This window comes from Kerstersia gyiorum (genome assembly GCF_004216755.1).
GTDB classification, from domain to species: Bacteria; Pseudomonadota; Gammaproteobacteria; order Burkholderiales; family Burkholderiaceae_B; genus Kerstersia; species Kerstersia gyiorum.
Genome location: NZ_SGWZ01000001.1, coordinates 1,047,108 through 1,070,448, shown reverse-complemented (window position 1 = coordinate 1,070,448; position 23,341 = coordinate 1,047,108). Strand labels below are relative to the sequence as shown.

22 protein-coding genes and 1 pseudogene are annotated in these 23,341 nt (G+C 63.9%); 12 read left to right on the top strand and 11 right to left on the bottom strand.

The genetic code is table 11. The annotated features are described in order from the left end of the window. Positions 1-195 precede the first annotated feature (195 nt). Positions 196-3,591 carry an Rne/Rng family ribonuclease gene (locus EV679_RS04730; RefSeq protein ID WP_068366810.1) on the top strand — a complete coding sequence of 1,132 codons (3,396 nt, stop codon included), beginning with the start codon at positions 196-198 and terminating at the stop codon, positions 3,589-3,591. A gap of 117 nt (positions 3,592-3,708) precedes the next feature. Here the strand turns inward: EV679_RS04730 and EV679_RS04725 are convergent, their stop codons facing one another. The 5 genes from EV679_RS04725 to EV679_RS04705 form a co-directional block, all read right to left on the bottom strand. Next, positions 3,709-4,257, bottom strand: coding sequence for an acyloxyacyl hydrolase (locus tag EV679_RS04725; protein ID WP_068366812.1), 549 nt, complete (start codon positions 4,255-4,257; stop codon positions 3,709-3,711). Positions 4,258-4,511: 254 nt separating this feature from the next. After that, on the bottom strand, positions 4,512-5,384 hold the full coding sequence (gene accD, locus EV679_RS04720) for an acetyl-CoA carboxylase, carboxyltransferase subunit beta (RefSeq protein WP_127775052.1): 873 nt from the start codon (positions 5,382-5,384) through the stop codon (positions 4,512-4,514). 25 nt (positions 5,385-5,409) lie between these two features. Beyond that, positions 5,410-6,243 (bottom strand): tryptophan synthase subunit alpha, encoded by an 834-nt coding sequence (trpA, locus tag EV679_RS04715; protein WP_068366816.1) that lies wholly within the window; start codon positions 6,241-6,243, stop codon positions 5,410-5,412. An 11-nt stretch (positions 6,244-6,254) separates the two neighbouring features. Next, positions 6,255-7,454 carry a tryptophan synthase subunit beta gene (trpB, locus tag EV679_RS04710; RefSeq protein ID WP_068366818.1) on the bottom strand — a complete coding sequence of 400 codons (1,200 nt, stop codon included), beginning with the start codon at positions 7,452-7,454 and terminating at the stop codon, positions 6,255-6,257. Positions 7,455-7,634: 180 nt separating this feature from the next. After that, complete coding sequence (locus EV679_RS04705) at positions 7,635-8,684, bottom strand: helix-turn-helix domain-containing protein (protein ID WP_083969349.1); 1,050 nt, start codon at positions 8,682-8,684, stop codon at positions 7,635-7,637. A gap of 363 nt (positions 8,685-9,047) precedes the next feature. Between EV679_RS04705 and EV679_RS04700 the strand changes: the two genes are divergently transcribed. Both EV679_RS04700 and EV679_RS04695 read left to right on the top strand, forming a co-directional pair. Beyond that, positions 9,048-10,502: an aldehyde dehydrogenase gene (locus tag EV679_RS04700; protein WP_068366819.1), complete on the top strand. Its 1,455-nt coding sequence runs from the start codon at positions 9,048-9,050 to the stop codon at positions 10,500-10,502. 220 nt (positions 10,503-10,722) lie between these two features. After that, positions 10,723-11,499 carry a coniferyl-alcohol dehydrogenase gene (locus EV679_RS04695; RefSeq protein WP_068366821.1) on the top strand — a complete coding sequence of 259 codons (777 nt, stop codon included), beginning with the start codon at positions 10,723-10,725 and terminating at the stop codon, positions 11,497-11,499. Between the two features lie 80 nt (positions 11,500-11,579). On the opposite strand, the gene EV679_RS04690 is transcribed toward EV679_RS04695, so the two are convergent. Then, positions 11,580-13,781 carry a RelA/SpoT family protein gene (locus EV679_RS04690; protein ID WP_130486596.1) on the bottom strand — a complete coding sequence of 734 codons (2,202 nt, stop codon included), beginning with the start codon at positions 13,779-13,781 and terminating at the stop codon, positions 11,580-11,582. Between the two features lie 237 nt (positions 13,782-14,018). On the opposite strand from EV679_RS04690, the gene EV679_RS04685 reads away from it, so the two are divergent. After that, positions 14,019-14,870 (top strand): M90 family metallopeptidase, encoded by an 852-nt coding sequence (locus tag EV679_RS04685; RefSeq protein ID WP_130486595.1) that lies wholly within the window; start codon positions 14,019-14,021, stop codon positions 14,868-14,870. On the opposite strand, the gene EV679_RS04680 is transcribed toward EV679_RS04685, so the two are convergent. Then, positions 14,851-15,204: a RidA family protein gene (locus EV679_RS04680; protein ID WP_068366827.1), complete on the bottom strand. Its 354-nt coding sequence runs from the start codon at positions 15,202-15,204 to the stop codon at positions 14,851-14,853. The two genes, EV679_RS04685 and EV679_RS04680, sit on opposite strands and share 20 nt — an antisense overlap. A gap of 35 nt (positions 15,205-15,239) precedes the next feature. Continuing rightward, positions 15,240-16,421 (bottom strand): annotated as a pseudogene (pncB, locus tag EV679_RS04675) (nicotinate phosphoribosyltransferase); the annotation flags it as partial. Positions 16,422-16,552: 131 nt separating this feature from the next. Here pncB and fdxA point away from each other — a divergent pair. From fdxA to EV679_RS04650, 5 genes are all read left to right on the top strand, one after another. Continuing rightward, positions 16,553-16,876, top strand: a complete 324-nt coding sequence (gene fdxA / locus EV679_RS04670) for a ferredoxin FdxA (RefSeq protein ID WP_068366831.1) — start codon at positions 16,553-16,555, stop codon at positions 16,874-16,876. Positions 16,877-16,914: 38 nt separating this feature from the next. Beyond that, positions 16,915-17,691: a ferredoxin--NADP reductase gene (locus EV679_RS04665; protein ID WP_130486594.1), complete on the top strand. Its 777-nt coding sequence runs from the start codon at positions 16,915-16,917 to the stop codon at positions 17,689-17,691. Between the two features lie 81 nt (positions 17,692-17,772). Beyond that, complete coding sequence (gene rsxB / locus EV679_RS04660) at positions 17,773-18,471, top strand: electron transport complex subunit RsxB (RefSeq protein WP_083969350.1); 699 nt, start codon at positions 17,773-17,775, stop codon at positions 18,469-18,471. Beyond that, entirely contained in the window at positions 18,468-19,103 is a 636-nt protein-coding gene (gene nth, locus EV679_RS04655) for an endonuclease III (protein WP_068366835.1), read from the top strand. The genes rsxB and nth overlap by 4 nt, the downstream gene beginning before the upstream one ends. Before the next feature lie 132 nt (positions 19,104-19,235). Then, positions 19,236-19,952, top strand: a complete 717-nt coding sequence (locus EV679_RS04650; protein WP_068366837.1) for an ABC transporter ATP-binding protein — start codon at positions 19,236-19,238, stop codon at positions 19,950-19,952. Positions 19,953-19,978: 26 nt separating this feature from the next. On the opposite strand, the gene EV679_RS04645 is transcribed toward EV679_RS04650, so the two are convergent. The 3 genes from EV679_RS04645 to EV679_RS04635 all read right to left on the bottom strand — a co-directional run bounded on the left by EV679_RS04645 (position 19,979) and on the right by EV679_RS04635 (position 21,995). After that, positions 19,979-20,527 carry a biotin transporter BioY gene (locus EV679_RS04645; protein WP_068367732.1) on the bottom strand — a complete coding sequence of 183 codons (549 nt, stop codon included), beginning with the start codon at positions 20,525-20,527 and terminating at the stop codon, positions 19,979-19,981. Positions 20,528-20,644: 117 nt separating this feature from the next. Then, complete coding sequence (locus EV679_RS04640; RefSeq protein WP_068366839.1) at positions 20,645-21,256, bottom strand: energy-coupling factor transporter transmembrane component T family protein; 612 nt, start codon at positions 21,254-21,256, stop codon at positions 20,645-20,647. A gap of 61 nt (positions 21,257-21,317) precedes the next feature. Next, positions 21,318-21,995 (bottom strand): energy-coupling factor ABC transporter ATP-binding protein, encoded by a 678-nt coding sequence (locus tag EV679_RS04635; RefSeq protein ID WP_068366841.1) that lies wholly within the window; start codon positions 21,993-21,995, stop codon positions 21,318-21,320. A gap of 77 nt (positions 21,996-22,072) precedes the next feature. On the opposite strand from EV679_RS04635, the gene msrB reads away from it, so the two are divergent. From msrB to EV679_RS04620, 3 genes are read left to right on the top strand one after another with little or no spacing between them, the layout of a single operon-like run. Continuing rightward, positions 22,073-22,477: a peptide-methionine (R)-S-oxide reductase MsrB gene (msrB, locus tag EV679_RS04630; RefSeq protein WP_068366843.1), complete on the top strand. Its 405-nt coding sequence runs from the start codon at positions 22,073-22,075 to the stop codon at positions 22,475-22,477. 16 nt (positions 22,478-22,493) lie between these two features. Beyond that, positions 22,494-23,063, top strand: coding sequence for a septation protein A (locus EV679_RS04625; protein WP_068366845.1), 570 nt, complete (start codon positions 22,494-22,496; stop codon positions 23,061-23,063). Beyond that, entirely contained in the window at positions 23,047-23,331 is a 285-nt protein-coding gene (locus EV679_RS04620) for a BolA family protein (protein ID WP_253099675.1), read from the top strand. The genes EV679_RS04625 and EV679_RS04620 overlap by 17 nt, the downstream gene beginning before the upstream one ends. Positions 23,332-23,341 lie beyond the last annotated feature (10 nt).

Here is a 23,341-nt window from a genome sequence, read left to right as displayed (position 1 = left end):
ACACATACCATTGTGCCCCTGACCTCCCGACTGCTAACAGAACCCCGCGCCCCAACAAGGCGTGCCGTGCCGGCCTGACCGCCAAGAGCGGTTGCCGTTCGCACGGCGCCGCCTGCCCCCCGTTTCAGCCCGCTGCGCCAGTGACCCGAGGTGACGAGTCGATTTCGGCTCGCCATACAACGGAGAACATCACTCATGAAGCGCATGCTGTTCAATGCAACGCACCAGGAAGAACTGCGCGTTGCCATCGTCGACGGGCAAAAGCTCATCGACCTAGACATTGAGACTGCCGGCCGCGAGCAACGCAAAGGCAATATCTACAAGGGCGTCATCACCCGTATCGAACCAGGCCTGGAAGCCTGCTTCGTCAATTACGGCGAAGAGCGCCATGGCTTCCTGCCGTTCAAGGAAGTCGCGCGCAGCTACTTCAAGGACGGCGTTGAAGTTCGCAGCGCCCGCATCCAGGATGCCCTGACCGAAGGCCAGGAAATCATCGTCCAGGTCGAGAAGGAAGAACGCGGCAACAAGGGTGCCGCGTTGACCACCTTCATTTCGCTGGCTGGCCGCCATCTGGTCCTGATGCCCAACAACCCGCGTGGCGGTGGCGTTTCGCGCCGCGTCGAGGGCGAAGAGCGCCAGGAACTGCGCGACGCGATGGACCAGCTCAACATTCCGCAAGGTATGAGCGTCATCGCCCGCACTGCCGGCATCGGTCGCAGTGTGGAAGAATTGCAGTGGGACCTCTCCTACCTGCAGCAGCTCTGGGATGCCATCGACACCGCCGCGCGCGACAACGCTGCGCCGGTGCTGATCTACCTGGAATCCAGCCTGGTCATCCGCGCCATCCGCGATTATTTCTCGCCAGATATCGGTGAAATCCTCATCGACACCGACGACATCGCCGATCAGGCCACGGCTTTCATGAGCGTCGTGATGCCGGACAACGTCAACCGCGTCAAGCGGTATCGTGACGATATCCCGCTGTTCTCGCGCTTCCAGATCGAACACCAGATCGAAACCGCCTACGCCCGCACGGTGGAACTGCCCTCCGGCGGCGCGGTGGTCATCGACCATACCGAAGCCCTGGTCGCCGTCGACGTCAACTCGGCCCGCTCCACGCGTGGCGCCGACATCGAGGAAACCGCGCTGCGCACCAACCTCGAAGCCGCCGACGAAGTGGCCCGTCAGCTGCGCCTGCGCGACCTGGGCGGCCTGATCGTGATCGACTTCATCGACATGGAGGACAGCAAGAACCAGCGCGCCGTCGAACAGCGCCTGCGCGATGCCCTCCGTTTCGACCGTGCCCGCGTGCAAATGGGCAAGATTTCGCGCTTCGGCCTGATGGAACTGTCGCGCCAGCGCCTGCGCCCGGCCCTGAACGAAGGCTCGCACATCACCTGCCCGCGCTGCAACGGCACCGGCGTGATCCGCGACGCGGAATCCAGCGCGCTGCACATCCTGCGCCTGATCCAGGAAGAAGCCATGAAGGACAACACCGCCGCCGTGCATGCACAGGTGCCGGTGGATGTCGCCACCTTCCTGCTCAACGAAAAACGCGGCGATATCGCCAAGCTTGAGGCACGCCTCAAGGTCAACGTCATCCTGATTCCGAACAAGAACCTGGAAACGCCGCACCACAGCCTGGAGCGCCTGCGTCACGACGATCCGCGCCTGGAAGAAACCAAGCCCAGCTTCACGTTGGCTGAAGCCGCCGCCGAAGTCTCGGTCTGGAAGGCTCGCGAAGAAAACACCAAGCCGCGCCAGGAAGCCCTGGTCAAGGGTGTGACGCCGGAAACTCCCGCACCGCTGCATACGCCGCGTCCTGCCGCCGCTGCCGCAGGTACCAGCGACAGCGCTGCCGGCGGCATTGCCGGCCTGTTCAAGCGTATTGCCGCCTGGTTCGGCGGCAGCACGGCGGAAAGCAAGCCTGCCGCGCAGCCGGCCAGCGCCAAGCCCGCCGGCGCTCGTCCGGAAGGCGCATCCTCGCGCCGCCAGTCGGATTCGCGCCAGCAAAACGGCGAACGCCAGCGCAATAATCGCCGCAATGGCAGCGAACGCCGCGCTCCGGAAACCACAGAAGCCGGCAGTACCGCTGCCAGCCAGCAACAGGAACGCCGCCAGCCGCGCACGCCCCGCAACGCGGATGCCCGCGATGCCGTGCGCCAGCACCAGGTCGCCACCCGTCACCAAGATGCCCAGGCCCCCGTGCCCGCCGCCGCCGAAGGTGAAGACGGCAGCCCGCGCAACTCCCGCAACCGCCGCAGCCGCAGCCGTGGTGGCCGCCGTGAAGATCTCGCCCTGAACGGCGACGTCCAGACGACGGACACGAACGCCAGCGTCCTGCCCGTGGCCGCCGCCGGCATTGCCGCCAACGCCACGGCGGAAGCCGGCATACCGCAGGCCGCGCCGGTAGCCGCCGCGCAATCCCTGGACCAGGTCGATGACAGCCAGGACCTGGATGCACTGCGCCAGGACGGCGCTGACGACAACGGTGAAGCCGATCCGGAACGCAAGCGCCGCCGTCGCCGCAGCCGTCGTGGCCGCCGTCAGACCGGCGACGAGAACGGCACGCAGCTTGATGGCGAAAACAGCAACGAAGATGGCAGCTCCGTCCAGGCAGCAGCCGATGACGAAACCAGCGCAGCCACACCGGTCGCTGCCGTTGCCGCCATTGCCGCTACCGTACAGAGCGCAGAAGCCTCGGAAGCCCAGGCCGTTGCTCCGGCAATCACCCCTGCCGCTGAAGCGCCCGCAACGACGCTAGCCGACGACGCCAGCCCCGCTGCCGAAGCCGCTGCACCCGCCGCTGTCAGCACCACGCCGGCACAGGCGCAAGAAGCCGTACAAGCCGCACAGGAACCGGCGGCTGCCGAAGCCCTTGCAAGCCTTGCTGAACCCCAGGAAGCGGCAGCCCAGCCAGTTCAGGCCGACGCCACCGTAGCACCGGAACAGGCATCTGCCACGCAGGAAACGCTGGCTGCAGCCGTGGAAACTGCCGAGACCAGCGCTACCGCCACCACCGCCGAAGGCAGCATCAGCGCCTCTGACGATGCGGCCGTCGTAGTGGAAATCACGGCTGCGCAACCCGCGGAACAGCAGGCTGCCGATGCCGTAGCAACGACCAACGCGGCCCAGGCCGCGCAGCCGGAACAAGCCGAGCCCGCCGTACAGGTGGAACAGGCGCCGGTGCAGGCCGTACAAGCCGAAAACACGGCAGCAGCAGTCGCCACACCCGCCGCACAAACGGTAGAAATGGCAGAAGCAGCACAGGCGGAACAGGCAGCACAAACCGCTGAACCGGTTGCAAGCACCGTCAGCAACATCGAAACGGTGGTCGAGCAAGCCATCCAGGTGCGTGCTGCCGCTGGCAGCCACGGTAGCGCCAACGGTCAGGCTCAGCCCCTGGAATCCGTCATCGCCGCCGCAGGCCTGCAGTGGGTCGAGACCCGCCACGATGCCGTCACGCCGGCAGCCAGCGCTGCGCCCCCCGTCAAGCTGGGCCGCCCGCGCAAGACGGCTGCTGCCGCGCCGGCACCTGTTGCCCTGCAGCAAGTGGAAACCGCTGACGCGGACGCCCCTCACGCCGGTTGAGCCACGCTGCGGCCCCTGCGGGGGCCGCGCGGGCAGCACCAGCCATAAAAAATCCCTCGGCAAGCATGGCTTGCCGAGGGATTTTCATTCTCCGGCCTGCAGGCCGCAGCAAGGCACTCAGAAACGGTAAACGTAATTGAGTTGCAGCGAGTTCAGCCCGGGATTGGGACGCTTGATACTGGCGTTCGAATAATGGGCGAAGCGCAGGCTGATATCGTGGGAACGCGACGGCCGGAAGCCGATACCGATCTGGTCCGCGAACTGGAATGCCGTGCTGATCTGCTTGCCGGCCACATGCGTGGTGCTGAACACGCTGGGGCCCACGCCACCTTCCAGATAGAAGGTGGGCGTCATCCACCAGCGCAACATGGGCGTCGCAGTGAATTGCCAGGCATTGCCGGATTCGTCGTTGTGGCGCGCCTTCCAGTAAGCCACGCCGAACTCGCCGTCGAGCGTCAGTTTGCCCCAATTGCCGCCCAACTCATAGGACCAGAACGGCTCGGTCTGATAGAACACCTCGGCGCGATAGGCTTCCGAGCCCATCCCCGCACGTAGACCCAGCCCGCCTTCGGCGGCCTGGGCCGACGGAGCACAGCTCAGGAAAGCCATTGGCAGGGCTGCCAATGCATAGCGCAGCCGATGCGCCAAAGCTTGCTTAATCTGCATGATTTCTCCCTAACTTCCACTCAATACTGGAGCCATACACGCAAGGCGCCTTGTCTGGCGCGAAAATTCCGCGTGCGTAAAACCCTTATCAAACCACAAGGCCAACGAAACCAACAGATGCTGGATCATGCCTTGAGATCAAAGCTTTTTCAAAAACGAAACATTTTGTGGCAGCGCGCCCTTCTGCCGGCCTAAAAACAAAGGGCGGCATCGCCATCGCTGGCAGTACCGCCCCTGCCGGTCCAGAAGAGGAATCAGGCCTTGTCTGTCACCGCAACACCCGTCAGCAGGCTAAGCAGGTCTGCCAGCTCCTGCTTCAGGTGGCGACGATCGACCACGCGGTCGATGGCGCCCTTCTGCATCAGGAATTCCGCGCGCTGGAAGCCTTCCGGCAATTTCTCGCGCACGGTTTGTTCGATCACACGCGGGCCGGCAAAACCGATCAGGGCCTTGGGTTCGGCAATCACCACGTCGCCCATGAAGGCGAAGCTGGCGGATACGCCACCCATGGTCGGATCGGTCAGGACGCTGATGAACGGCAGACCGGCCTGCGACAGGCGCGTCAGCATGGCGTTGGTCTTGGCCATCTGCATCAGCGACAGCAGGCTTTCCTGCATGCGGGCGCCGCCCGAGGTCGCCACGCAGATGAACGGGGTACGCTGGTCCAGCGCCGCCTGCACGCCACGCGCGAAGCGCTCACCCACCACCGAGCCCATGGAGCCGGCCATGAAAGAGAACTCGAAGCAGGCCAGCACCGCAGCCACGCCGTGGATGCTGCCGCTCATCACGATCAGCGCATCGGTTTCACCCGTCTGCTTCATCGCTTCCTGGAGACGGTCCGGATACTTCCGGCTGTCCTTGAACTTCAGCGTGTCCACCGAACGCGTGTTCTGGCCGATTTCCATGCGACCGCCCAGATCCAGCAGGGAATCAATGCGGGCACGTGCACCAATGCGCATGTGGTGATCGCACTTGGGGCAGACGTTCAGGTTTGCGGCCAGGTCTTCGTTGTAGAGAACCGCCTCGCAAGACGGACATTTGACCCACAGCCCTTCCGGCACCCGGCGGGCGCCGGAGTCCTGGGATTTGGTCAGGCGTGGGGGAAGGATTTTCTCGATCCAGCTCATATTCGGTTGATCCGGAATGAAGGTTTCAGTGACGGGCGGTGTCCAGCGCGCGACGGATGCCGCGCAGCCAGTCGGCGACGGCCTGGATGGCCGCCTGCGTATCGCCAGCATGGTCACGCAGCGCCTGCTGCATGACCTCGATAATCTTGGTGCCGATCACCACGGCATCGGCAAAACTGCCGATGCGACTGGCGGTGGCCGCATCGCGGATACCAAAGCCGACACCAATGGGAATCTGCACGTCGCGACGGATCTGCGACAGCCTGGATTCGACTTCCGCCACATCCAGGCCGCCGGCGCCCGTCACACCGCGCAGCGAAACATAATAGACATACCCCCGAGCCACCCGCGCGACCGAGCGGATGCGTTCTTCGGTGGAAGTCGGCGCCAAGAGGAAGATAGGCGCAATGCCTGCCGTTTCCAGCGACTGCGCCAGTTCGCCGATTTCTTCGGCGGGATAGTCTACCGTCAACACGCCGTCCACGCCGGCCGCCTTCGCCTGGCGGACGAATTCAGCCTCGCCCATGCGTTCGATGGGATTGGCGTAACCCATCAGTACGACTGGGGTTTCCTGGTCACGCTGACGAAACTCGGCAACCATTTCCAGCGTGCGGCGCAAGCCAACGCCCTGGGCGATGGCTCGCTCGGCCGCCAGCTGTATGACCGGGCCATCGGCCGTGGGGTCGGAGAACGGCACGCCCAGTTCAATGACATCGGCACCGGCATCAACCAGTGCGTGCATCAGGGCCGGAATGCTGGCCGCATCCGGATCGCCTGCGGGAATGTAGGGAATCAAGGCCGCACGGCCGGCTTCCCGGGTCCGGGCAAAGGCCCGGTCGATACGCGAATTGCTCTGCATGGTTTGATCCGTCACAGTTCAATACCGCCGCGTTCGGCAACGGTATGCATGTCCTTGTCACCTCGGCCCGAGAGATTGACGAGGATAATCTTGTCGCTGGGCAGGGTCGGCGCCAATGCCACGGCATGCGCTATGGCGTGTGACGATTCCAGCGCGGGCATGATGCCCTCGATGCGACAGCAGTCATGGAAGGCCTGCAATGCCGCGTTGTCGTCGACGGCAACGTAGCTGGCGCGGCCGCTGTCCTTGAGCCAGGCATGTTCCGGCCCGACGCCCGGATAGTCAAGGCCTGCAGATACCGAATGCGTCCCCAGCACCTGGCCATCCTCGTCCTGCAGGACATAGGTACGGTTGCCGTGCAGGACGCCAACCGAGCCACGCGCCAGCGATGCCGCATGGCGGCCGCTGTTCAGGCCGTCGCCGGCAGCTTCGACACCGACCAGTTGCACGGCAGCATCGTTGATGTACGGATGGAAAATGCCGATGGCGTTCGAGCCGCCGCCCACCGCCGCCACCACGACATCCGGCTGGCGGCCGGCATCACGCGGCATCTGTTCGCGGCATTCCTTGCCAATAACGGTCTGGAAATCCCGTACCAGCATCGGATAGGGATGCGGGCCGGCAGCCGTGCCGATGATATAGAAGGTGTTGTCGACGTTGGTGGCCCAGTCGCGCATGGCCTCGTTGAGCGCGTCCTTGAGCGTACGCGTGCCAGACTCGACTGGAACGACCGTGGCGCCCAGCAGCTTCATGCGGTAGACGTTGGAAGCCTGGCGGCGCACATCCTCGCTGCCCATGTAGACCACGCATTCCATGCCATAGCGCGCCGCAACGGTGGCCGTGGCAACGCCGTGCTGGCCGGCGCCGGTTTCGGCGATCACGCGGCGCTTGCCCATGCGGTTGGCCAGCAGGGCCTGGCCGATGCAGTTGTTGACCTTATGCGCACCGGTATGGTTGAGATCCTCGCGCTTGAACCAGATCTGCGCTCCGCCCAGCTGTTCCGACCAGCGCCGCGCATGATAGACCGGCGTGGGACGACCGACGAAATGCGCCAGTTCGTTCTGGAACTCCTTGAGGAATTCCGGGTCTTTGCGGTAGTGCTCGTACGCCGCGGTCAATTCGTCCAGCGCAAAACGCAGGGTTTCCGCTGCGAAAACGCCACCAAATGGGCCGAAGTGCCCAGCAGCGTCCGGCAGATCGTAAGGTTTCACCAGGATTCTCCCGCCTCTAACAATATCCCGCCAGACAAGGCGGGATCCGATAAGCAATCGGGCATTTTACCCGAGCTGAACCGACCTGTAGCGCGTCCGTCCCGGAACAGGCCCACACAGGCCGCCAGGATACCCTTTCATGCAGTGGCGCGGCCCCGGCGGAATGGCCGCCCGCGAGCCTCAGGACAACATGGCCTGGCGCCGGAAATCCGTCGGGGACAGCCCGCTGTGGTCACGGAAGACGCGGCTGAAATGCGCGCCATTGCTGAATCCCCAGGCAAAGGCAATATCCGTGATGGTCTGCCCCGCCATGGCCGGATCACGCAAATCCCGCATGCAGGCCTGCAAGCGGCGCTGCATGATGTAGTGCGCGATAGACTGCTCCGCACCGGCAAAGGCATGGTGCAAATGTCGCTTGCTGCAACCGAACGCCAGGGCGATCTGATCCAGCGTCAGTCCCGGGTCGCGCAAGTGGCGTCCGATGTATTCCCGCACACTATCCCGGAAAGCTTCCTGGCGGCTGACAGCGGTCTGCTCGCCGCTCATTTCCAGCAACGACAGGCGCACCAGCTCGGCGATTGCCGCGCCTGCGCCACTGGCCGTGCCAGGCGCCATGTGCTGCAGTTCCTGGTAGGTACTACGCATGGCTTCCAGCGCGACCCGCGCAATGCCGCTGCCGCCCGTGCCCCGCCCCATCAGGGGCGCCAGCGCCAAACCTCGTTCGGCCAGCGCGGCGCGCGGCACCATGACAATCAGATGATCGGAATACTGGGGGTTGGACACGCAATAGCTGCGTGTCATGTCGTAGACCGCCCACCCACCGGGGCGCACCCGAGCCAGGCGCCCTTCCTGCTCCACCTGAGCCTCACCCTGCCAGGGCGCGACGATTTTCAGGTAATCCGCGTCGGGACGGCAACTGGCGCTGCCGCGCCGCCGCACCCGGTGGCGGTTGGCCTGCAGCCGTGTCAGCACGACGTCGCCGGCGCAGGCCGTGGCTACGCGGCCATCGAAACTGGCGTCGCCATAAAGATCGGATTCAATGCCATGGAACAGTTGGCCCATCCATTCCGTCCAGGCCGGCGCCGTTTCGGCTGCATGCAGGCCATCCGTGCTCAACACCGTCCCCGCCCCTGACGGGCGTTGCGCGTGCGCGGCAGTGGGCGTTGCCTGGCCTGGCGCGGCCGGCAACAGCGACGTTCCTGAGCGACTGGCAAGCGGACTGGACGCCATGACGAAACTCCCGGATCTGGATGGATGCCCTGTATGGGCATCCGGCTGGACTGTCATTATCCCCCCAATTATTCCCCACTGGCGCGCCATACTCCACCGCCCCTGACCGGAGCAGGCATAAAACGCCATGAAGCGCCGTGGGTCGAGCCAACCAAGGGAAAACACTGATCTTCTTGCCTCATCAGGCAAACCGTCACTGCGCTTTCAGGCAAGCAGGCATGGCGCCTCCGGTCTACGATAGGCAAAGCGCAGCCAGGCAGGCGGCCGGACAGGCCGCCGCGAGCGCCATTCAATACGCGAGACAAAACAGTCGGCCGGCCCGCAAGCGGCGGGCCTCTGCCCACACAAGGAAAGGAACAAGCCATGACCACTGACATCCAGATGCTGATTGGCGGCCAGCGCCGCAGCGCCGCCAACGGTGCCACCTTCGAGCGCCGCAACCCGCTGGACGGCAGCGTTGCCACGCGCGCGCCCGCCGCCACCGCCGACGACGCCCATGCCGCTGCCGAAGCCGCTGCCCGCGCCTTCCCTGCCTGGGCTGCCATGGGTCCGGGCGAACGCCGCGACCTGCTGCTGAAAGCGGCCGTGTCCCTGGAAGCCAAGGGCGAAGCCTTCGCCCGCGCCATGGCCAGCGAAACCGGCGCTTCGGCCATGTGGGCCGGCTTCAACGTCCACCTGGCTGCCGGCATGCTGCAGGAAGCCGCCTCCCTGACCACGCAGATCAACGGCGAGCTGATTCCTTCCAATGTTCCTGGCAGCCTTGCCATGGCCGTGCGTCAACCTGCCGGCGTCGTGCTGGGCATTGCTCCCTGGAACGCCCCCATCATCCTGGCGGTGCGTGCCATTGCCACGCCGCTGGCCTGCGGCAATACCGTCATCCTGAAAGGCTCGGAACTGAGCCCCGCCACCCATGGCCTGATCATCGAGGCGCTGCAGGAAGCCGGCCTGCCGGACGGCGTAGTCAACTTCGTCACCAACGCCCCTGCCGATGCCGGCGCGGTAGTGGAAGCCATCGTCGCCCATCCGGCCGTACGCCGCGTGAACTTCACCGGCTCCACCCGGGTGGGCCGCATCATCGCGCAAACCTGCGCCAAGTATCTCAAGCCCGCCGTGCTGGAACTGGGCGGCAAGGCGCCCTTCCTGGTGCTGGCCGATGCCGATATCGACGCCGCCGTGCAGGCCGCCAGTTTCGGCGCGTTCGCCAATTCAGGGCAGATCTGCATGTCCACCGAACGCATCATCGTGGATAACGCCATTGGCGACGAATTCGTCGCGCGCCTGGCTGCCAAGGCGCAATCCCTGCCGCTGGGCGACCCGCGCAAAGGCCCGGCAGTCCTTGGCTCCGTGGTTGACCAAAGCACCGTGGACCGCTGCAATGCACTGGTCGACGATGCGCTGGCCAAGGGCGCCAAGCTGGTATGCGGCGGCAAGGCCGACAGCACCCTGATTCCCGCCACGCTGCTGGATCACGTCACGCCGGAAATGGGCATCTACAGCGAAGAAACCTTCGGCCCGGTCAAGGCCATCGTGCGCGTCAATGGCGACGAAGAAGCCATCGCCATCGCCAACGACAATGAATTCGGCCTGTCGTCGGCCATCTTCAGCCGCGACATCGCCCGCGCCTGGCAGATCGCTGCCCGCATCGAAGCCGGCATCTGCCATATCAACGGCCCGACGGTGCACGACGAAGCACAGATGCCCTTTGGCGGCGTGAAGAATTCCGGCTATGGCCGTTTCGGCGGCAAAGCCGGCATCGAAGCCTTCACCGAATTGCGCTGGATCACGGTGCAGACCGCGCCGCGCCATTATCCTTTCTAAGGTATTGCAGGCTCGGCCGTCCCGGCACGTCTGGCCTTCTGCCAGGCGCCGCGGAACCGGCCCCGCCCGCCAGCCTTGCCCAGGCCACGGCTTCCTGCGAAGCGCGGCCTGCTTCTCCTGCGGCCTCGCTGCACCCTGAGCCAGTCCGGCCCTTCGTCCGGCCCTGGCATTCCCTGCCAGCCCCGGGCTGGCATGCGGGAGTCTGTCAAAAGGAACCGTTATGCTGCAAGATAAAACCCTAGTGATCACAGGCGTCTCGTCCGGCATCGGCGCAGAAACCGCCAAAGTCGCTACCGCCCAGGGGGCACGCGTCATTGGTGTGGACATCAACCCGCCCAAGGTAGATGTCGCGCAGTTCATCCAGGCTGATCTGGGCGACCGCACTTCCATCGACACGCTGCTGGCACAGTTGCCCGCCCAGCTTGACGGTCTGGCCAATATCGCCGGCCTGCCGCCCACCCGGCCAGCCGAACAGGTGCTGCGTGTCAATCTGGTGGGCCTGAAATACCTGACGCAAGGCGTGCTGCCCAAGCTGGCGCAGAATGCCGCCATCGTCAACCTGGCCTCGCTGGCCGGTATTGGCTGGCCCGAAGCCATTCCTGCTATCCGCGCCAGCGAATCGCTGGATTTCGATGGCGTCGCCGACTTCTGCCAGCAGCATGACATCAGCGGCGCACGCAGTTATTTCTTTTCCAAGGAAGCCCTGATCGCCTGGACCATGCAGAACCGCTGGACCTGGCGCGATCGCGGGATACGCATGAATGCAGTCAGCCCCGGGCCAGTCGATACGCCCATTCTGGGAGATTTCATCGAAACGCTGGGCGCGCGAGCCGAAGAAGACATGAAAACCATGGACCGCCCCGGCCGTCCTTCGGATATCGCGCCTGTCGTGGCCTTCCTGCTGAGCAGCGGCTCGGTCTGGATGCGCGGCGTCAATGTGCCCGTCGATGGCGGCATGCAGTCGCACATCCTGGTGCAGCAGCACGGCCTGGCCTGAGGCCGTCGCGGCACGCGCAGCCACCAGGGCCGCCAGGGTCGCACCAGCAAGGGACGCGGCCCTGGTTTTTCCGGGCAGAATCAGCGGCGCTGCACCGACAATACGCCCGGGACTTCACCCAGCACATGAACAGCACGCCCCAGCTGTTCGCCGTCAATGACCTCTACCGTGAAGATCATGTGCGCCAGGGATTGCCTGCTCTGAGTGTTCACACCGATGACATTGAGCCGCAGCTTGGCAAAGGCTTCGGAAATATCGCGCAACAGGCCTGAGCGGTCCTGCGCGCGCACGCTGATGTCCACCGGATAGCGTGCGTCGTCGGCGCGGCCGCCCCAGGCCACGTCAATCACACGCTCAGGATGGCGCGCCGCCAATGCCGCGAAACTGTGGCAATCGTCGCGATGGATGGACACGCCCCGGCCACGCGTCACGAAACCGCGGATGGCATCGGGCGGCGCAGGCCGGCAGCAGCGCGCCAATTGCGTCATCAGGGAATCGACCCCCACGACCAGCACGCCGGTCTTCCCGCCGGCCATCTGGGTGGACTTGCCGCTGGCCACCATGCCGGGCTCGTCGCGTTCAACCGGGCCATTGAAGCCCGCTTCGAGATGGCGCAGGCTGAACTCGTCCTTGGCCACCGCGATATAGAGGTCGTCAGCCTTGGCAAAACCATGCTGCTGCGCCAGCTGTTCCAGGTTCACCGCCGTCTTGCCCAGGCGTTGCAATTCCTTTTCCACCAGCGCCTGGCCCTGCGTAATGCGCTGCTGCAGTTCGATGGCGTTGAACCACAGCCGAACCTTGCTGCGCGCCCGGGAACTGGCCAGGTAGCCCAGTTGCGGATTAAGCCAGTCCCGGGATGGCCCGCCAGACTTGGCCGCGATAATTTCCACCGTCTGGCCCGTCGACAGCCGCGTGAGCAAAGGCACCATCTGCCCGTTGACGCGCGCGCCACGGCAACGGTGGCCAAGGTCGGTGTGCAGGCTATAGGCGAAATCCACCGGTGTGGCGCCCTCCGGCAGCTCTATCACCCGCGCCTGCGGCGTCATTACATAAATGCGACCACCGCTCTTGCCGGCCTCATCCTGCGCCCCCGGACCGCCTGCCGAGACGTCGGCATTCCAGGCCAGCAGCTGGCGCAGCCAGGACACTTGCCGGTCTTCCGCACTGGAAGCTGCAACCTGGCCGCCACGCTTGCCGGCCTCTTTGTAGTGCCAGTGCGCCGCCATGCCGAACTCGGCATGGTTATGCATTTCGCGGGTACGGATCTGCACTTCGAAGGGCCGTCCATCCTTATCGAGCAGCACCGTATGCAGCGAGCGGTAGCCATTGGGCTTGGGACGCGAAATGTAATCGTCGAATTCATCCGTCAGCGGCGACCAGAGCGCCTGCACCACGCCAAGCGCGGTATAGCAGGCCCGCTCGTCCTCGACGATCACGCGCAGTGCGCGCAGGTCGTAGAGCTGCGAGAACGCCAGCCGCTTGATGCGCATCTTGTTCCAGATGCTGTAGATATGCTTGGGCCTGCCGCTGATATCGGCATCCAGGCCCGCCGCTGCCAGCGCCTCGCGGATGCGCTCAATGGCATTGCGGATGAAAGCCTCGCGCTCGGTGCGTTTTTCTTCCAGCAGCCGCGCGATTTCCTTGTATTTGTCGCTGTCGAGAAAGCGGAAGGCCAGGTCTTCCATTTCCCACTTGATTTGCCAGATGCCCAGGCGGTTGGCCAGCGGCGTGTAGATATCCAGCGTTTCGCGAGCGAACTCGCGCGTGCAGGGCTGCTTGGTGGCCGCATGCCAGCGCAATGTCTGGTAGCGCGAAGCCAGCCGCATCAGCACGATGCGCAGGTCTGCGGCCATGGCCAGCAGCATCTTGCGCAGCATTTCCTTCTGCGCGCCGCTGTCGGCGGCGCTGTCGCTGGAATCACGCGTGGCAGCCGTCAGTTTCAGCAACGCCCGGCTGCCCTGCACCAGGCGGCCAATGGCCGGACCGAAGGCCTTGATGACCATTTCGTCACGGGTCGCGCTGGTTTCAGGAATAGCGCCCAGCAACGCCGCCGCGCGCACTTCCGCGTCAGTCTGCAAATCGGCCAGGATGCGCGCGGCCCCGGCGGCATGGTGTTCCACCGGCTCGCCGGAAATCGCGATTTCTCCCTGCAGATGCGGCAACGCCCAGTCCCTGGCACGCAGCACCAGTTCGCGTCCAGCTTCGTCCAGACCGGCGCAAACGCGCTCCTGCCATGCGGCATCGGACAGTGAATCGGCGGGCGGATCGTCAGATAACTTCATAAAGCGCCATCGCGGCTGATAACACGAAAAGCCCGCGAACACCGCGGGCCAATATCGGAGCAGACACTCTACACCAGCCCGAATCGACATTCAAACGAGAAAACGGCATATGCACCATCATGGCACGCCAGTGACGCCAAGGGGCCTGAGCATGCAACAATTCACCCTGGCGGTGCAGCCCCTGCACCGCTGCAGTCACCCGCCCAACGAACTCCCTGACCCAGGACGCAAGCCGATATGTTCCGCTGGTTGACAGGTTCCGGCGCCTCCCGCAGCGCCACCGAACGCATGCAGGCCAGGATTCCAGCCGACCTCTGGGAGGCAACGTTGCGCGCCGCGCCCTACCTCGCCGCGCTCGACGACACTGAACGCACGCTCTTGCTGCAACGCACGGCCTGGCTGCTGGCCAGCAAAACCATCAATGGTGCGCAGGGCATGGTGATAGACAACCGCATCCGGCTGACCATCGCAGCACAGGCCTGCCTGCCCATCCTGCACTTGCCGGTGGAACTTTATGCGGGTTGGGATGAAATCATCGTTTATCCCAGCGGTTTTCTCATCCCGCGCCAGGATGCCGATGTCTTCGGCGTGGTGCACGAATATATGGAAGAAGCGGCTGGCCAGGCCTGGGACGGCGGGCCGGTGCTGCTGTCTTGGGACGATACCGTCGACCCGGGCAGCCCGGGTTTCAATGTGGTGATCCATGAGTTCGCGCACAAGCTCGACCTCTATGCCGGCGATGCCGATGGCACGCCGCTGCTCGAGGGGCATGCAGGACTCGCGCCGCGCCGCTGGCGGCAGATTCTGGATGAAGCCCTGGAAACCCTGCGCTGCCAACTCGAAGATATTGAAGCAACGCTGCCGCCGGATGTCGATCCTGACAGCCCGGAGGCAGACCCCTGGTACGAGGACCTGCTGCTGGACCCTTATGCGGCAACCGACGAAGCAGAATTCTTCGCGGTCAGTTCGGAGGTCTTTTTCGTCGACCCCCTGCGTCTGGCGCAGGCCATGCCGGCCTGGTACGAGCAGCTGAGCCGCTATTACCGGCAAGACCCGCGCAATCGTTCAATTACTGCAGCGCAGCCGTAACAACGATTTCCACCTTGACGTCCGGATTGGCCAGGCGGGCTTCGATCGTGGCACGCGGAGGCGCCTGGATACCGGCGACCCATTCGTCCCAGGCCTGGTTCATGCCATCGAATTCCTTCATGTTGGCAACGAAAACCTGGGCGTACAGGATGCGCGACTTGTCGGTGCCGGCTTCCTTGAGCAGGCCGTCGATGATCGCCAGGACTTCCTTCGTCTGGCCGACGATGTCCTTGGTCGTGTCATCCGGCACTTGACCGGCCAGATAGGCCACGCCGTTGTAAACAGCCATATCCGACAGGCGCTTGCCCACGTTGAATCGTTTGATTTCCGACATTTTTTGCTTCCTAAATAAAAACCGGCCTGGCCAAATCAGACCGGCGGCAGATTGAATACCTGGCGCAGGTACGCCAGATAGGCAGGATCATCGCACATGGTTTTTTCCGGTGCATCAGAGACCTTTGCCACCGGCTGGCCATTGCAGCGCACCATTTTCATGACGATCTGCAATGGCGCATAGCCCAGGTCGTTGGTCAGGTTGGTACCTATGCCGAACGATACCTTGCAGCGCCCTTCGAAGCGACGGGCCAGCTCGATGGCCTTGGGAAAATCCAGTGAATCCGAAAATACCAGTGTTTTGTCGCGAGGATCGACCCGGTTGGCCTGGTAGTGCGCCAGCAGCCGTTCACCCCACTCGAAGGGATCGCCGGAATCATGGCGCGCGCCATCGAAAAGCTTGCAGAAATACATGTCGAAGTCGCGCAGGAAAGCTTCCAGCCCGTAGACGTCCGACAGGGCGATGCCCAGGTCTCCGCGGTACTCGCGCGCCCACATTTCCAGGGCGAACACCTGGGAATCACGCAGGCGCGGCCCCAGCGCCTGACATGCCTGCAGGTATTCGTGCGCCATGGTGCCCAGCGGAATCAAGCCGTTGCGCATGGCCAGGTCGACGTTGCTGGTGCCGACCAGATGCTTGCCCAGGCCGGCCTGCAAGGTCTGCAGGACTTCTTCGTGCCAGGTACGGGAAAACCGGCGCCGGGTGCCGTAATCCGCCAGGCGGAAATGCTCGAGATCGGAGGCCTGGCGGACCAGCTGGATCTTGTCTTTCAGCCGCTGCCGGCCTTCTTCCCAGTCCGGTTGCTGCCGAGTGTTGCGAAAATACACTTCATTGACAATCGCCAGAACCGGAATTTCAAACAGGATGGTATGCAGCCACGGGCCACGCACGGTGATGGCAATTTCGCCGGGCTGCTCGCCCTTTTCGATGTGGATGCAACGCTCGGGCAGATGGAACAGGCCGAGGAAATCGACGAAGTCGCTCTTGATGAAGCGCAGGCCGCTGAGGTAGGCCAGCTCGTCGTCCGTGAAGCGCAGCGCGCACAGCGCGCGCACTTCGTCGCGAATTTCGTCGAGGTACGGAACGAGGTCCACGCCCTGGGTGCGGCACTTGTAGCGATACTCGACCTGAGCGGCGGGGAAATGATGCAGGACGACTTGCATCATAGTAAATTTGTATAAGTCGGTATCGAGTAAAGATTTAATAATCATGGCTGCATGAGAATTTTTCTCAACATTAGCACAAGTACCATGTGCAGGTAGGGGTAATTACGGCTGCTACGGCCACAATTCGTTAAAATTGTGCCCTATTTGCCGATACTTTACGCGCCCAGAGCGCATCTGCCAGCATGACTCACGTCGTTACCGAAAACTGCATCAAATGCAAATTCACCGATTGCGTTGACGTATGTCCTGTCGATTGCTTCCGTGAAGGCCCCAATTTCCTGGTCATCGACCCGGACGAGTGTATCGACTGTGCCGTCTGTATTCCAGAGTGCCCAGCCAATGCCATTTTCGCCGAGGAAGACGTGCCCGAGGACCAGCAGGCGTTCATTGAACTGAACGCTGAACTGGCCCCGGTCTTTACCAGCATCAGCCGGGCCAAGGACCCCTTGCCAGACGCCGAAGACTGGAACGGCAAGACCGATAAACTTCAATACCTGGAACGCTGACCCTGGCGTATTCCAGGCGTTGGCCAACCAGGAAAGCCATGAGCACCGACGCTGACAAATACACCCGGCAAACCTTGCTGTCCCGCACCGAATGGATGCCGGGCAAATTGTTTTCCGTGCGGGTCAGCCGTCCTGAGGGTTTCAGTTTCCAGCCGGGCCAGTTCGCCCGCCTGGGGTTGCCCGAGGAATCCGCCGATGACGCAGCACCCACGATCTGGCGCGCCTATTCCATGGTGTCCGCCCCCGACGAAGCGGAACTGGAGTTCTACTCCGTCGTCGTGCCCGAAGGCGATTTCAGCACGCGTCTGGCCCAGCTTGCGCCCGGCGCCAGCCTGTATATCGACCGCACGGTCTTTGGCTTCCTGACGCTGGAGCGCTTCGTCGACGGCGAAGACATATGGCTGGTGGCGTCCGGCACCGGCCTGTCCGCCTATCTGTCCATGCTGCGCGACCCGGCGCTATGGCAGCGCTTCCCCCGCGTCATCCTGGCCCATGGCGTTCGCGAAGTCGCGGAACTGGCCTACCGCGAGGAAATCGAAGCCCTGGCGCGCCGCCATCAAGGCCAGTTGATCTATCTGCCTCTGCCCACGCGGGAAGCCTATGGCAACCATCCCCAGGCGCGGCTGACGCACCTGTTCGAGGATGGCCGTCTGGAACAGCTTGCCGGCGTCACCCTGGACCCGGCCCGTTCCCGCATCATGCTGTGCGGCAACCCGGATATGGTCGCCGACACCCGCAAACTGCTCTCCGCACGCGGTTTCGCGCCCGGCCGGCGGGGCAATGCCGGCAACCTCGCCGTCGAAAACTACTGGTAATCCTGCTGGCGTCATCGGGCGCCAGCCCCGTTTTTCTTTGTGGCCCTATCTGTTCTGGTCCTTGTCCTTTCCGTCCCGCTTATGTCCGATCCCCTGTCCGGCCCCCGGCTGGCCCTCCGTATCGACGCCCTGTTGCCGCAAACCCAATGCACGCAATGCGGGTATGACGGCTGCCGTCCGTATGCCGATGCCATCGCCGCTGGCGACGCGGAAATCAACCGCTGCCCACCCGGCGGAACCGCAGGCGTCGACGCCCTGGCCAGCCTGCTGGACCGTCCGGCCCTGCCCTTGGACCCGTCCTGTGGCGAGTTCAACGGTTTCCACCTGGCCGTCATCGAAGAAAAGCACTGCATCGGCTGTACGCTGTGCATCACCGCCTGTCCGGTCGATGCCATCGTCGGCGCCAACAAGCGCATGCACACGGTGCTGGAAGACTGGTGCACCGGCTGTGAGCTCTGTCTGCCGGCCTGTCCGGTCGATTGCATCGCCATGGTGCCTGCCGGCCGAGACTGGCAGCGCGGCGACGCCGATATCGCGCGCCAACGCCATCAAGCCAGCCAGAGCCGGCGGCAGCGCCTGCGCCAGGCCAGCCAGCAGGCGCCGGCGCTGCCGCCGATTCCCCTGGCCGCCGCTGCAACGGCCAATGCGCCTTCCGGTACGCCTGCACCCGTTGGTGGCGCCAGCGCCGATACCCGCAAACGCGCCGTCATTGCCGATGTTCTGGCTCGCGCCCGCGCCCGCCGCGCAGCACCGGCTGCACCAGGCGGCGACACGCCATGAACCAGGCCCAGCGCGAGGAGATGTTCGCCCGCTTCCAGGCCGCCAATCCTCATCCCACCACCGAACTGGAATACAGCAGCAACTTTCAATTGCTGATTGCCGTGCTGCTGTCCGCCCAAGCCACGGACAAATCCGTCAATATCGCCACACGGCGCTTCTTTCCAGAGCATGGCACGGCCGCCGGGCTGGTGGCGCTGGGCGAAGAAGGACTGGCCGAGTACATCAAGACCATCGGGCTCTACCGCACCAAGGCCAAGAATGCCGTGGCCACCAGCCGCATCCTGCAGGAACGCTTCGGCGGTGAGGTGCCGCCCGACCGCGCCGTGCTGGAATCCCTGCCCGGCGTGGGACGCAAGACCGCCAATGTCGTGCTCAATACCGCATTCGGCATGCCCACCATTGCTGTCGACACCCATATTTTCCGCGTCTCCAACCGCACCGGCCTGGCACCCGGCAAAGATGTCGTCGCGGTGGAGCAACGGCTGGAACGTGTCGTCCCGCGCAAGTACAAGCAGGACGCCCACCACTGGCTGATCCTGCATGGCCGCTACGTCTGCGTCGCACGCAAGCCGAAATGCCCCCAGTGCGGCGTTTCGGACCTGTGCGACTTCAAGGAAAAGACCACTGCCTGAACCGCCTCTGCGGCAGGAGCCTGCGCGCTGCCATCGGCCGGTGACGACCCGCCCTGCCATGCTTGAGCATCACCGTTTCCGTCTATGATTGGCAGATGGCGCGCCGGGCCTGACGCCACCCCTGGAATCATCATGACCGACAGTCCTGCCCTTGTTCTGAAAGACCTGCATGCCTGGTACGGCAATGTCCATGTGCTGCGCGGCGTCGACCTGACCGTCCCGCGCGGGGAGGCCGTGGCCTTGCTGGGCCGCAACGGCGCGGGCCGCACCACGACACTGCGCGCCATCATGGGACTGGACGTACGGCGCAGCGGCTCGGTACTGGTCAACGGCACCGAGGCCATTGCGCTGCCGCCACACCGTATTGTCCGCCTGGGCGCAGGCTACTGCCCGGAAGAGCGCGGCATTTTCGCCAGCCTGAGTTGCGAGGAAAACCTGATGCTGCCGCCCGAAACACCAGTGCCCGGCGGCCAGGCCATGCCTTTGCAGGACATCTATCAGCTGTTCCCCAATCTTGAGGCACGCCGCCATACGCCCGGCACCCGGCTATCGGGCGGCGAACAGCAGATGCTGGCACTGGCGCGCATCCTGCGCACCCAGGCCAACCTGCTCCTGCTCGACGAAGTTTCCGAAGGCCTGGCTCCCGTCATCATCGAAGCCATGGCGGACAGCATTGCGGCGCTCAAGCGGCGGGGCTACAGCATTCTGCTCATCGAACAGAACTTCCCCTTTGCCTCCTACCTGGCCGACCGATTCTACGTGATGGAAAACGGCATGATCGTCGACCACTTCCCGGCTGCGGAACTCGCTTCGCGCCAGGAAAACCTGATGCAGCAGCTGGGGGTCTGAACCCCAGCCATATGCAAACAGCCTGCTTACAGCGGATAGATGCGCCGCACGCGGAACGTCAGCCAGGCAGCAATCAGCACCTTGATGATGTCACCGGGCAGGAACATCAGGGCTGCCATCAGCGCCTGCTGCAGGCTCATATTCAAGGCCAGCGCCATGCCCGGCACGCCGAACAGGTAGACCACCAACACGCCACCGATGAAGGCCGACAGCGCATAGCCCGAGACCGCATGCAGCAGTTCCTTCTGATGATAGGCGGCACGTCTCGCCAGGTAGCCCACGACCCAGCTGCCCGCCAGCATGCCCAGCAGGAAGCCGCCGCTGGGCCCCATGAACGCGCCCAGGCCACCACGCCCGCCGGTCAGGACAGGCAGGCCGGCTGCGGCCAGCAATAGATAAAGCACCACCGCCATCAGGCCGCGCCACGGCCCCAGCATCAGGCCAGCCAGCATCACCCCCAGCGTCTGCAGGGTCAAAGGCACTGGAACCAATGGCAAGGCGATGGGCGGCATGACGCCCAGCACGATGATGATGGCGGCAAAAAGCGCCACCAGGACAAGATCTTTGGTCTTCAGCACAACTGTTTCTCCGTGATTCCGGCAAGCGCCTGCCGGCTGGCGCATTTTAGTGAAGAACCCGCAACACAGACAGGTCGTACCGGACGGCGGCTGCCAGCCAGGCCAGCTGCGGCCTCAGTGTTGCCGTCCGCCGCCGTCCCTGGCGTCGATGGCATCGGATATTTCCTCGGCCCGCCGCAAGGTGCGCACGATCAGCGGCACCAGCAACGCCACGGCATTGGCCTTCAGCCCCCGTGCCTGCTGGGCCTCGCGCAATTCGCCGTATTGGCGCAGGATTTCCGGTACAAAACGCAACACCAGCCCGATGGCCAACGCCACCCGGCCAGCGTCCACCCAGCCACGCCGCTGCAAGGGCTGCAGCAGGCGCTCCACCACGCGCAGCAAATCCCCGCTGCGCGTGGTGAAAGTGACCGCCATGCCCAACATGCAGACGGCGCCCACCCGCAGCGCGGCAATACCTGCCCGCGCAGCGCTATCGAATATCGCCATGAACAGGCACAGCAACAGAATCAGGCTCAGCAACGCCCGCCCCTGGCGCCAGATACGCACCCAGCCCGCCCCCGAACGCCACAGCAGGATGGCTGACAAAACCAGCGCCACCGCCAGGGCCAACGGTTGGGTGATGACATAAACCACCAGCCCTGCCAGGCACAAGAGCGCCAGCTTCCAGCCGGCAGGCAGGCGATGCAGCCAGCTGTCACCCGGCACATACAGCGACAGCATCATGCCCGCCCTCCGTTCTCATGGCACGACCCGATGCCAGCCTTGGGTTTACTCATGGCCCGTCTCAGCCACAATGCCGCCGATACCAGGACAGCGCCGCCGCTGGCGTATCGTCGGCAGCCACCCGGCCGGCCTCTATGACCAGGACACGATCGCAGCCCGCCAGCAGATCCAGGTCATGGCTGACAACCACGGCCTGCTGCGGCAAACGCGCCAGCAGGCTTTCGAAACGATTGCGGTGCCGCAAATCCAGCTGAGTGGTCGGTTCGTCGAACACCAGCAGTGCCGGCTGCATCAACAGCACGGCCGCCAGCGCCACCAATTGCCGCTCTCCCCCGGAAAGCGCATGGGCAGGCCGTTCGAGCAAATGCGCAATGCCGAGATCGGCCAGTTGCGCTTCGATACGCGCCTGGCGCGCTGCGGCATCCAGCCCGGCCGCACGCAGGCTGAATGCCAGGTCTTCGCTGACAACCGGAAATACGATCTGGTTTTCAGGATTCTGGAACATGAAGCCTACGCGCTGGCGTACCTGCGCGGTCTGCCTGCGGGTATCCAGCCCGTCGACCCGCACCTGGCCACGCGTCGGCATGCGCAAGCCGTTGAGCAGGCGCGCAAACGTACTCTTGCCTGCGCCATTGGGCCCGGCAATACCAATGCGACGCTCGGACAGCGCAATGCCGATGCCGTCCAGCACACAGCCCGAGGGGGTTTCGACGCCGACGTTTTCAAACTCGATTAACATGAGGGGCGATTATGCACCAAGCGTCTCCCAAAGCCTTTCATTAGTCTTTCAACTACCAGGCCGATCACGCACTGTTTATGCAGAAAGTCCATAAAACCGAGGAAGAGTGGCGCGAGCAGCTCAGCCCCGAGGAATTTGCCGTCACCCGCCGCAAGGCCACCGAACGCGCCTTCACGGGCCGCTACTGGGATACCGCCACGCCCGGCATCTACCGCTGCGTCTGTTGCGGCACAGCCCTGTTCGCCTCGGACACCAAGTTCGACGCCGGCTGTGGCTGGCCCAGCTATTTCGACCCCATCGTGCCGGAATATGTGCGCGAAGAAGTCGACACCAGCCATGGCATGGTACGCACCGAGGTGCTCTGCAATATCTGCGATGCCCACCTGGGGCATGTCTTTCCCGATGGCCCGCCACCGACCGGCAGGCGCTATTGCATCAATTCCCTTGCCCTGACCTTCGAACCCGAAAACCGCGAGCCCTGAACGCGCGCGCCCCAGCATGAAAAAATTCCTGTTCGACCTGTTCCCCCTGCTGCTGTTTTTCGTCGCCTACCGCTTTGCCGACATCCAGGTAGCAACCGCCGTGGCCGTCGCCGCAGCCGTGCTGCAAATCCTCTGGATGCGCGTCCGGCGCCAACCCATCGAAATGATGCAATGGCTCACGCTAGGCATCATCGTGGTATTTGGCGGCGCCACCCTCTGGCTGAACGACCCGGCCTTCATCAAGTGGAAACCCACGGCGCTGTATTGGCTATTCGCCGCCGCCCTGCTGGGCGCCCGGCTGCTGCGGGGCCAGAACCTGCTGAAGAAGCTGCTTGGGGAAAAGGTATCCATGCCCGACCACGCCTGGGAAAAGATGAACGCCAGCTGGATACTGTTCTTCCTGGTAGCCGGCGCACTCAACCTGTACGTGGCATTTTCCGGCCATTTCTCAGAAGAACAGTGGGTCAACTTCAAGGTCTTCGGCCTGATGATCCTGATGCTGGTCTTTGTCGTCATCCAATCCATCTGGCTGGGCCGCCATATGCAGGACAATGGCAAGGGCGCCGCCAATGACGAGAATTATTGAGATGGCGGATTTTGAAACACTTCAGGCAGTACTGACTGAACGTTTGCAGGAACTGCATCCTTCCAGCCTGGTCATACTCGATGAGTCGCACCTGCACGCCGGACATGCCGGCGCTCAGGGCGGCGCCAAGCATTTGCGGGTAAAAATCGCAGCGGCAGGTTTTACCGGGCTTTCCCATGTGGCGCGCCATCGCCTCGTGTATGATCGCCTACGCGATTTGATTCCGCACCCTATCCACGCGCTTGCGCTGGAAACGCAGGCCTCCTGAAAGGATCTTC

Coding starts and splice junctions, on each gene's coding strand:
- EV679_RS04730 (WP_068366810.1), top strand. CDS start 196: ATGAAGCGCATGCTGTTCAATGCAACGCACCAGGAAGAACTGCGCGTT.
- EV679_RS04725 (WP_068366812.1), bottom strand. CDS start 4,257: ATGCAGATTAAGCAAGCTTTGGCGCATCGGCTGCGCTATGCATTGGCA.
- accD (WP_127775052.1), bottom strand. CDS start 5,384: ATGAGCTGGATCGAGAAAATCCTTCCCCCACGCCTGACCAAATCCCAG.
- trpA (WP_068366816.1), bottom strand. CDS start 6,243: ATGCAGAGCAATTCGCGTATCGACCGGGCCTTTGCCCGGACCCGGGAA.
- EV679_RS04705 (WP_083969349.1), bottom strand. CDS start 8,684: ATGGCGTCCAGTCCGCTTGCCAGTCGCTCAGGAACGTCGCTGTTGCCG.
- EV679_RS04700 (WP_068366819.1), top strand. CDS start 9,048: ATGACCACTGACATCCAGATGCTGATTGGCGGCCAGCGCCGCAGCGCC.
- EV679_RS04695 (WP_068366821.1), top strand. CDS start 10,723: ATGCTGCAAGATAAAACCCTAGTGATCACAGGCGTCTCGTCCGGCATC.
- EV679_RS04690 (WP_130486596.1), bottom strand. CDS start 13,781: ATGAAGTTATCTGACGATCCGCCCGCCGATTCACTGTCCGATGCCGCA.
- EV679_RS04685 (WP_130486595.1), top strand. CDS start 14,019: ATGTTCCGCTGGTTGACAGGTTCCGGCGCCTCCCGCAGCGCCACCGAA.
- EV679_RS04680 (WP_068366827.1), bottom strand. CDS start 15,204: ATGTCGGAAATCAAACGATTCAACGTGGGCAAGCGCCTGTCGGATATG.
- fdxA (WP_068366831.1), top strand. CDS start 16,553: ATGACTCACGTCGTTACCGAAAACTGCATCAAATGCAAATTCACCGAT.
- EV679_RS04665 (WP_130486594.1), top strand. CDS start 16,915: ATGAGCACCGACGCTGACAAATACACCCGGCAAACCTTGCTGTCCCGC.
- rsxB (WP_083969350.1), top strand. CDS start 17,773: ATGTCCGATCCCCTGTCCGGCCCCCGGCTGGCCCTCCGTATCGACGCC.
- nth (WP_068366835.1), top strand. CDS start 18,468: ATGAACCAGGCCCAGCGCGAGGAGATGTTCGCCCGCTTCCAGGCCGCC.
- EV679_RS04650 (WP_068366837.1), top strand. CDS start 19,236: ATGACCGACAGTCCTGCCCTTGTTCTGAAAGACCTGCATGCCTGGTAC.
- EV679_RS04640 (WP_068366839.1), bottom strand. CDS start 21,256: ATGATGCTGTCGCTGTATGTGCCGGGTGACAGCTGGCTGCATCGCCTG.
- EV679_RS04635 (WP_068366841.1), bottom strand. CDS start 21,995: ATGTTAATCGAGTTTGAAAACGTCGGCGTCGAAACCCCCTCGGGCTGT.
- msrB (WP_068366843.1), top strand. CDS start 22,073: ATGCAGAAAGTCCATAAAACCGAGGAAGAGTGGCGCGAGCAGCTCAGC.
- EV679_RS04625 (WP_068366845.1), top strand. CDS start 22,494: ATGAAAAAATTCCTGTTCGACCTGTTCCCCCTGCTGCTGTTTTTCGTC.
- EV679_RS04620 (WP_253099675.1), top strand. CDS start 23,047: ATGACGAGAATTATTGAGATGGCGGATTTTGAAACACTTCAGGCAGTA.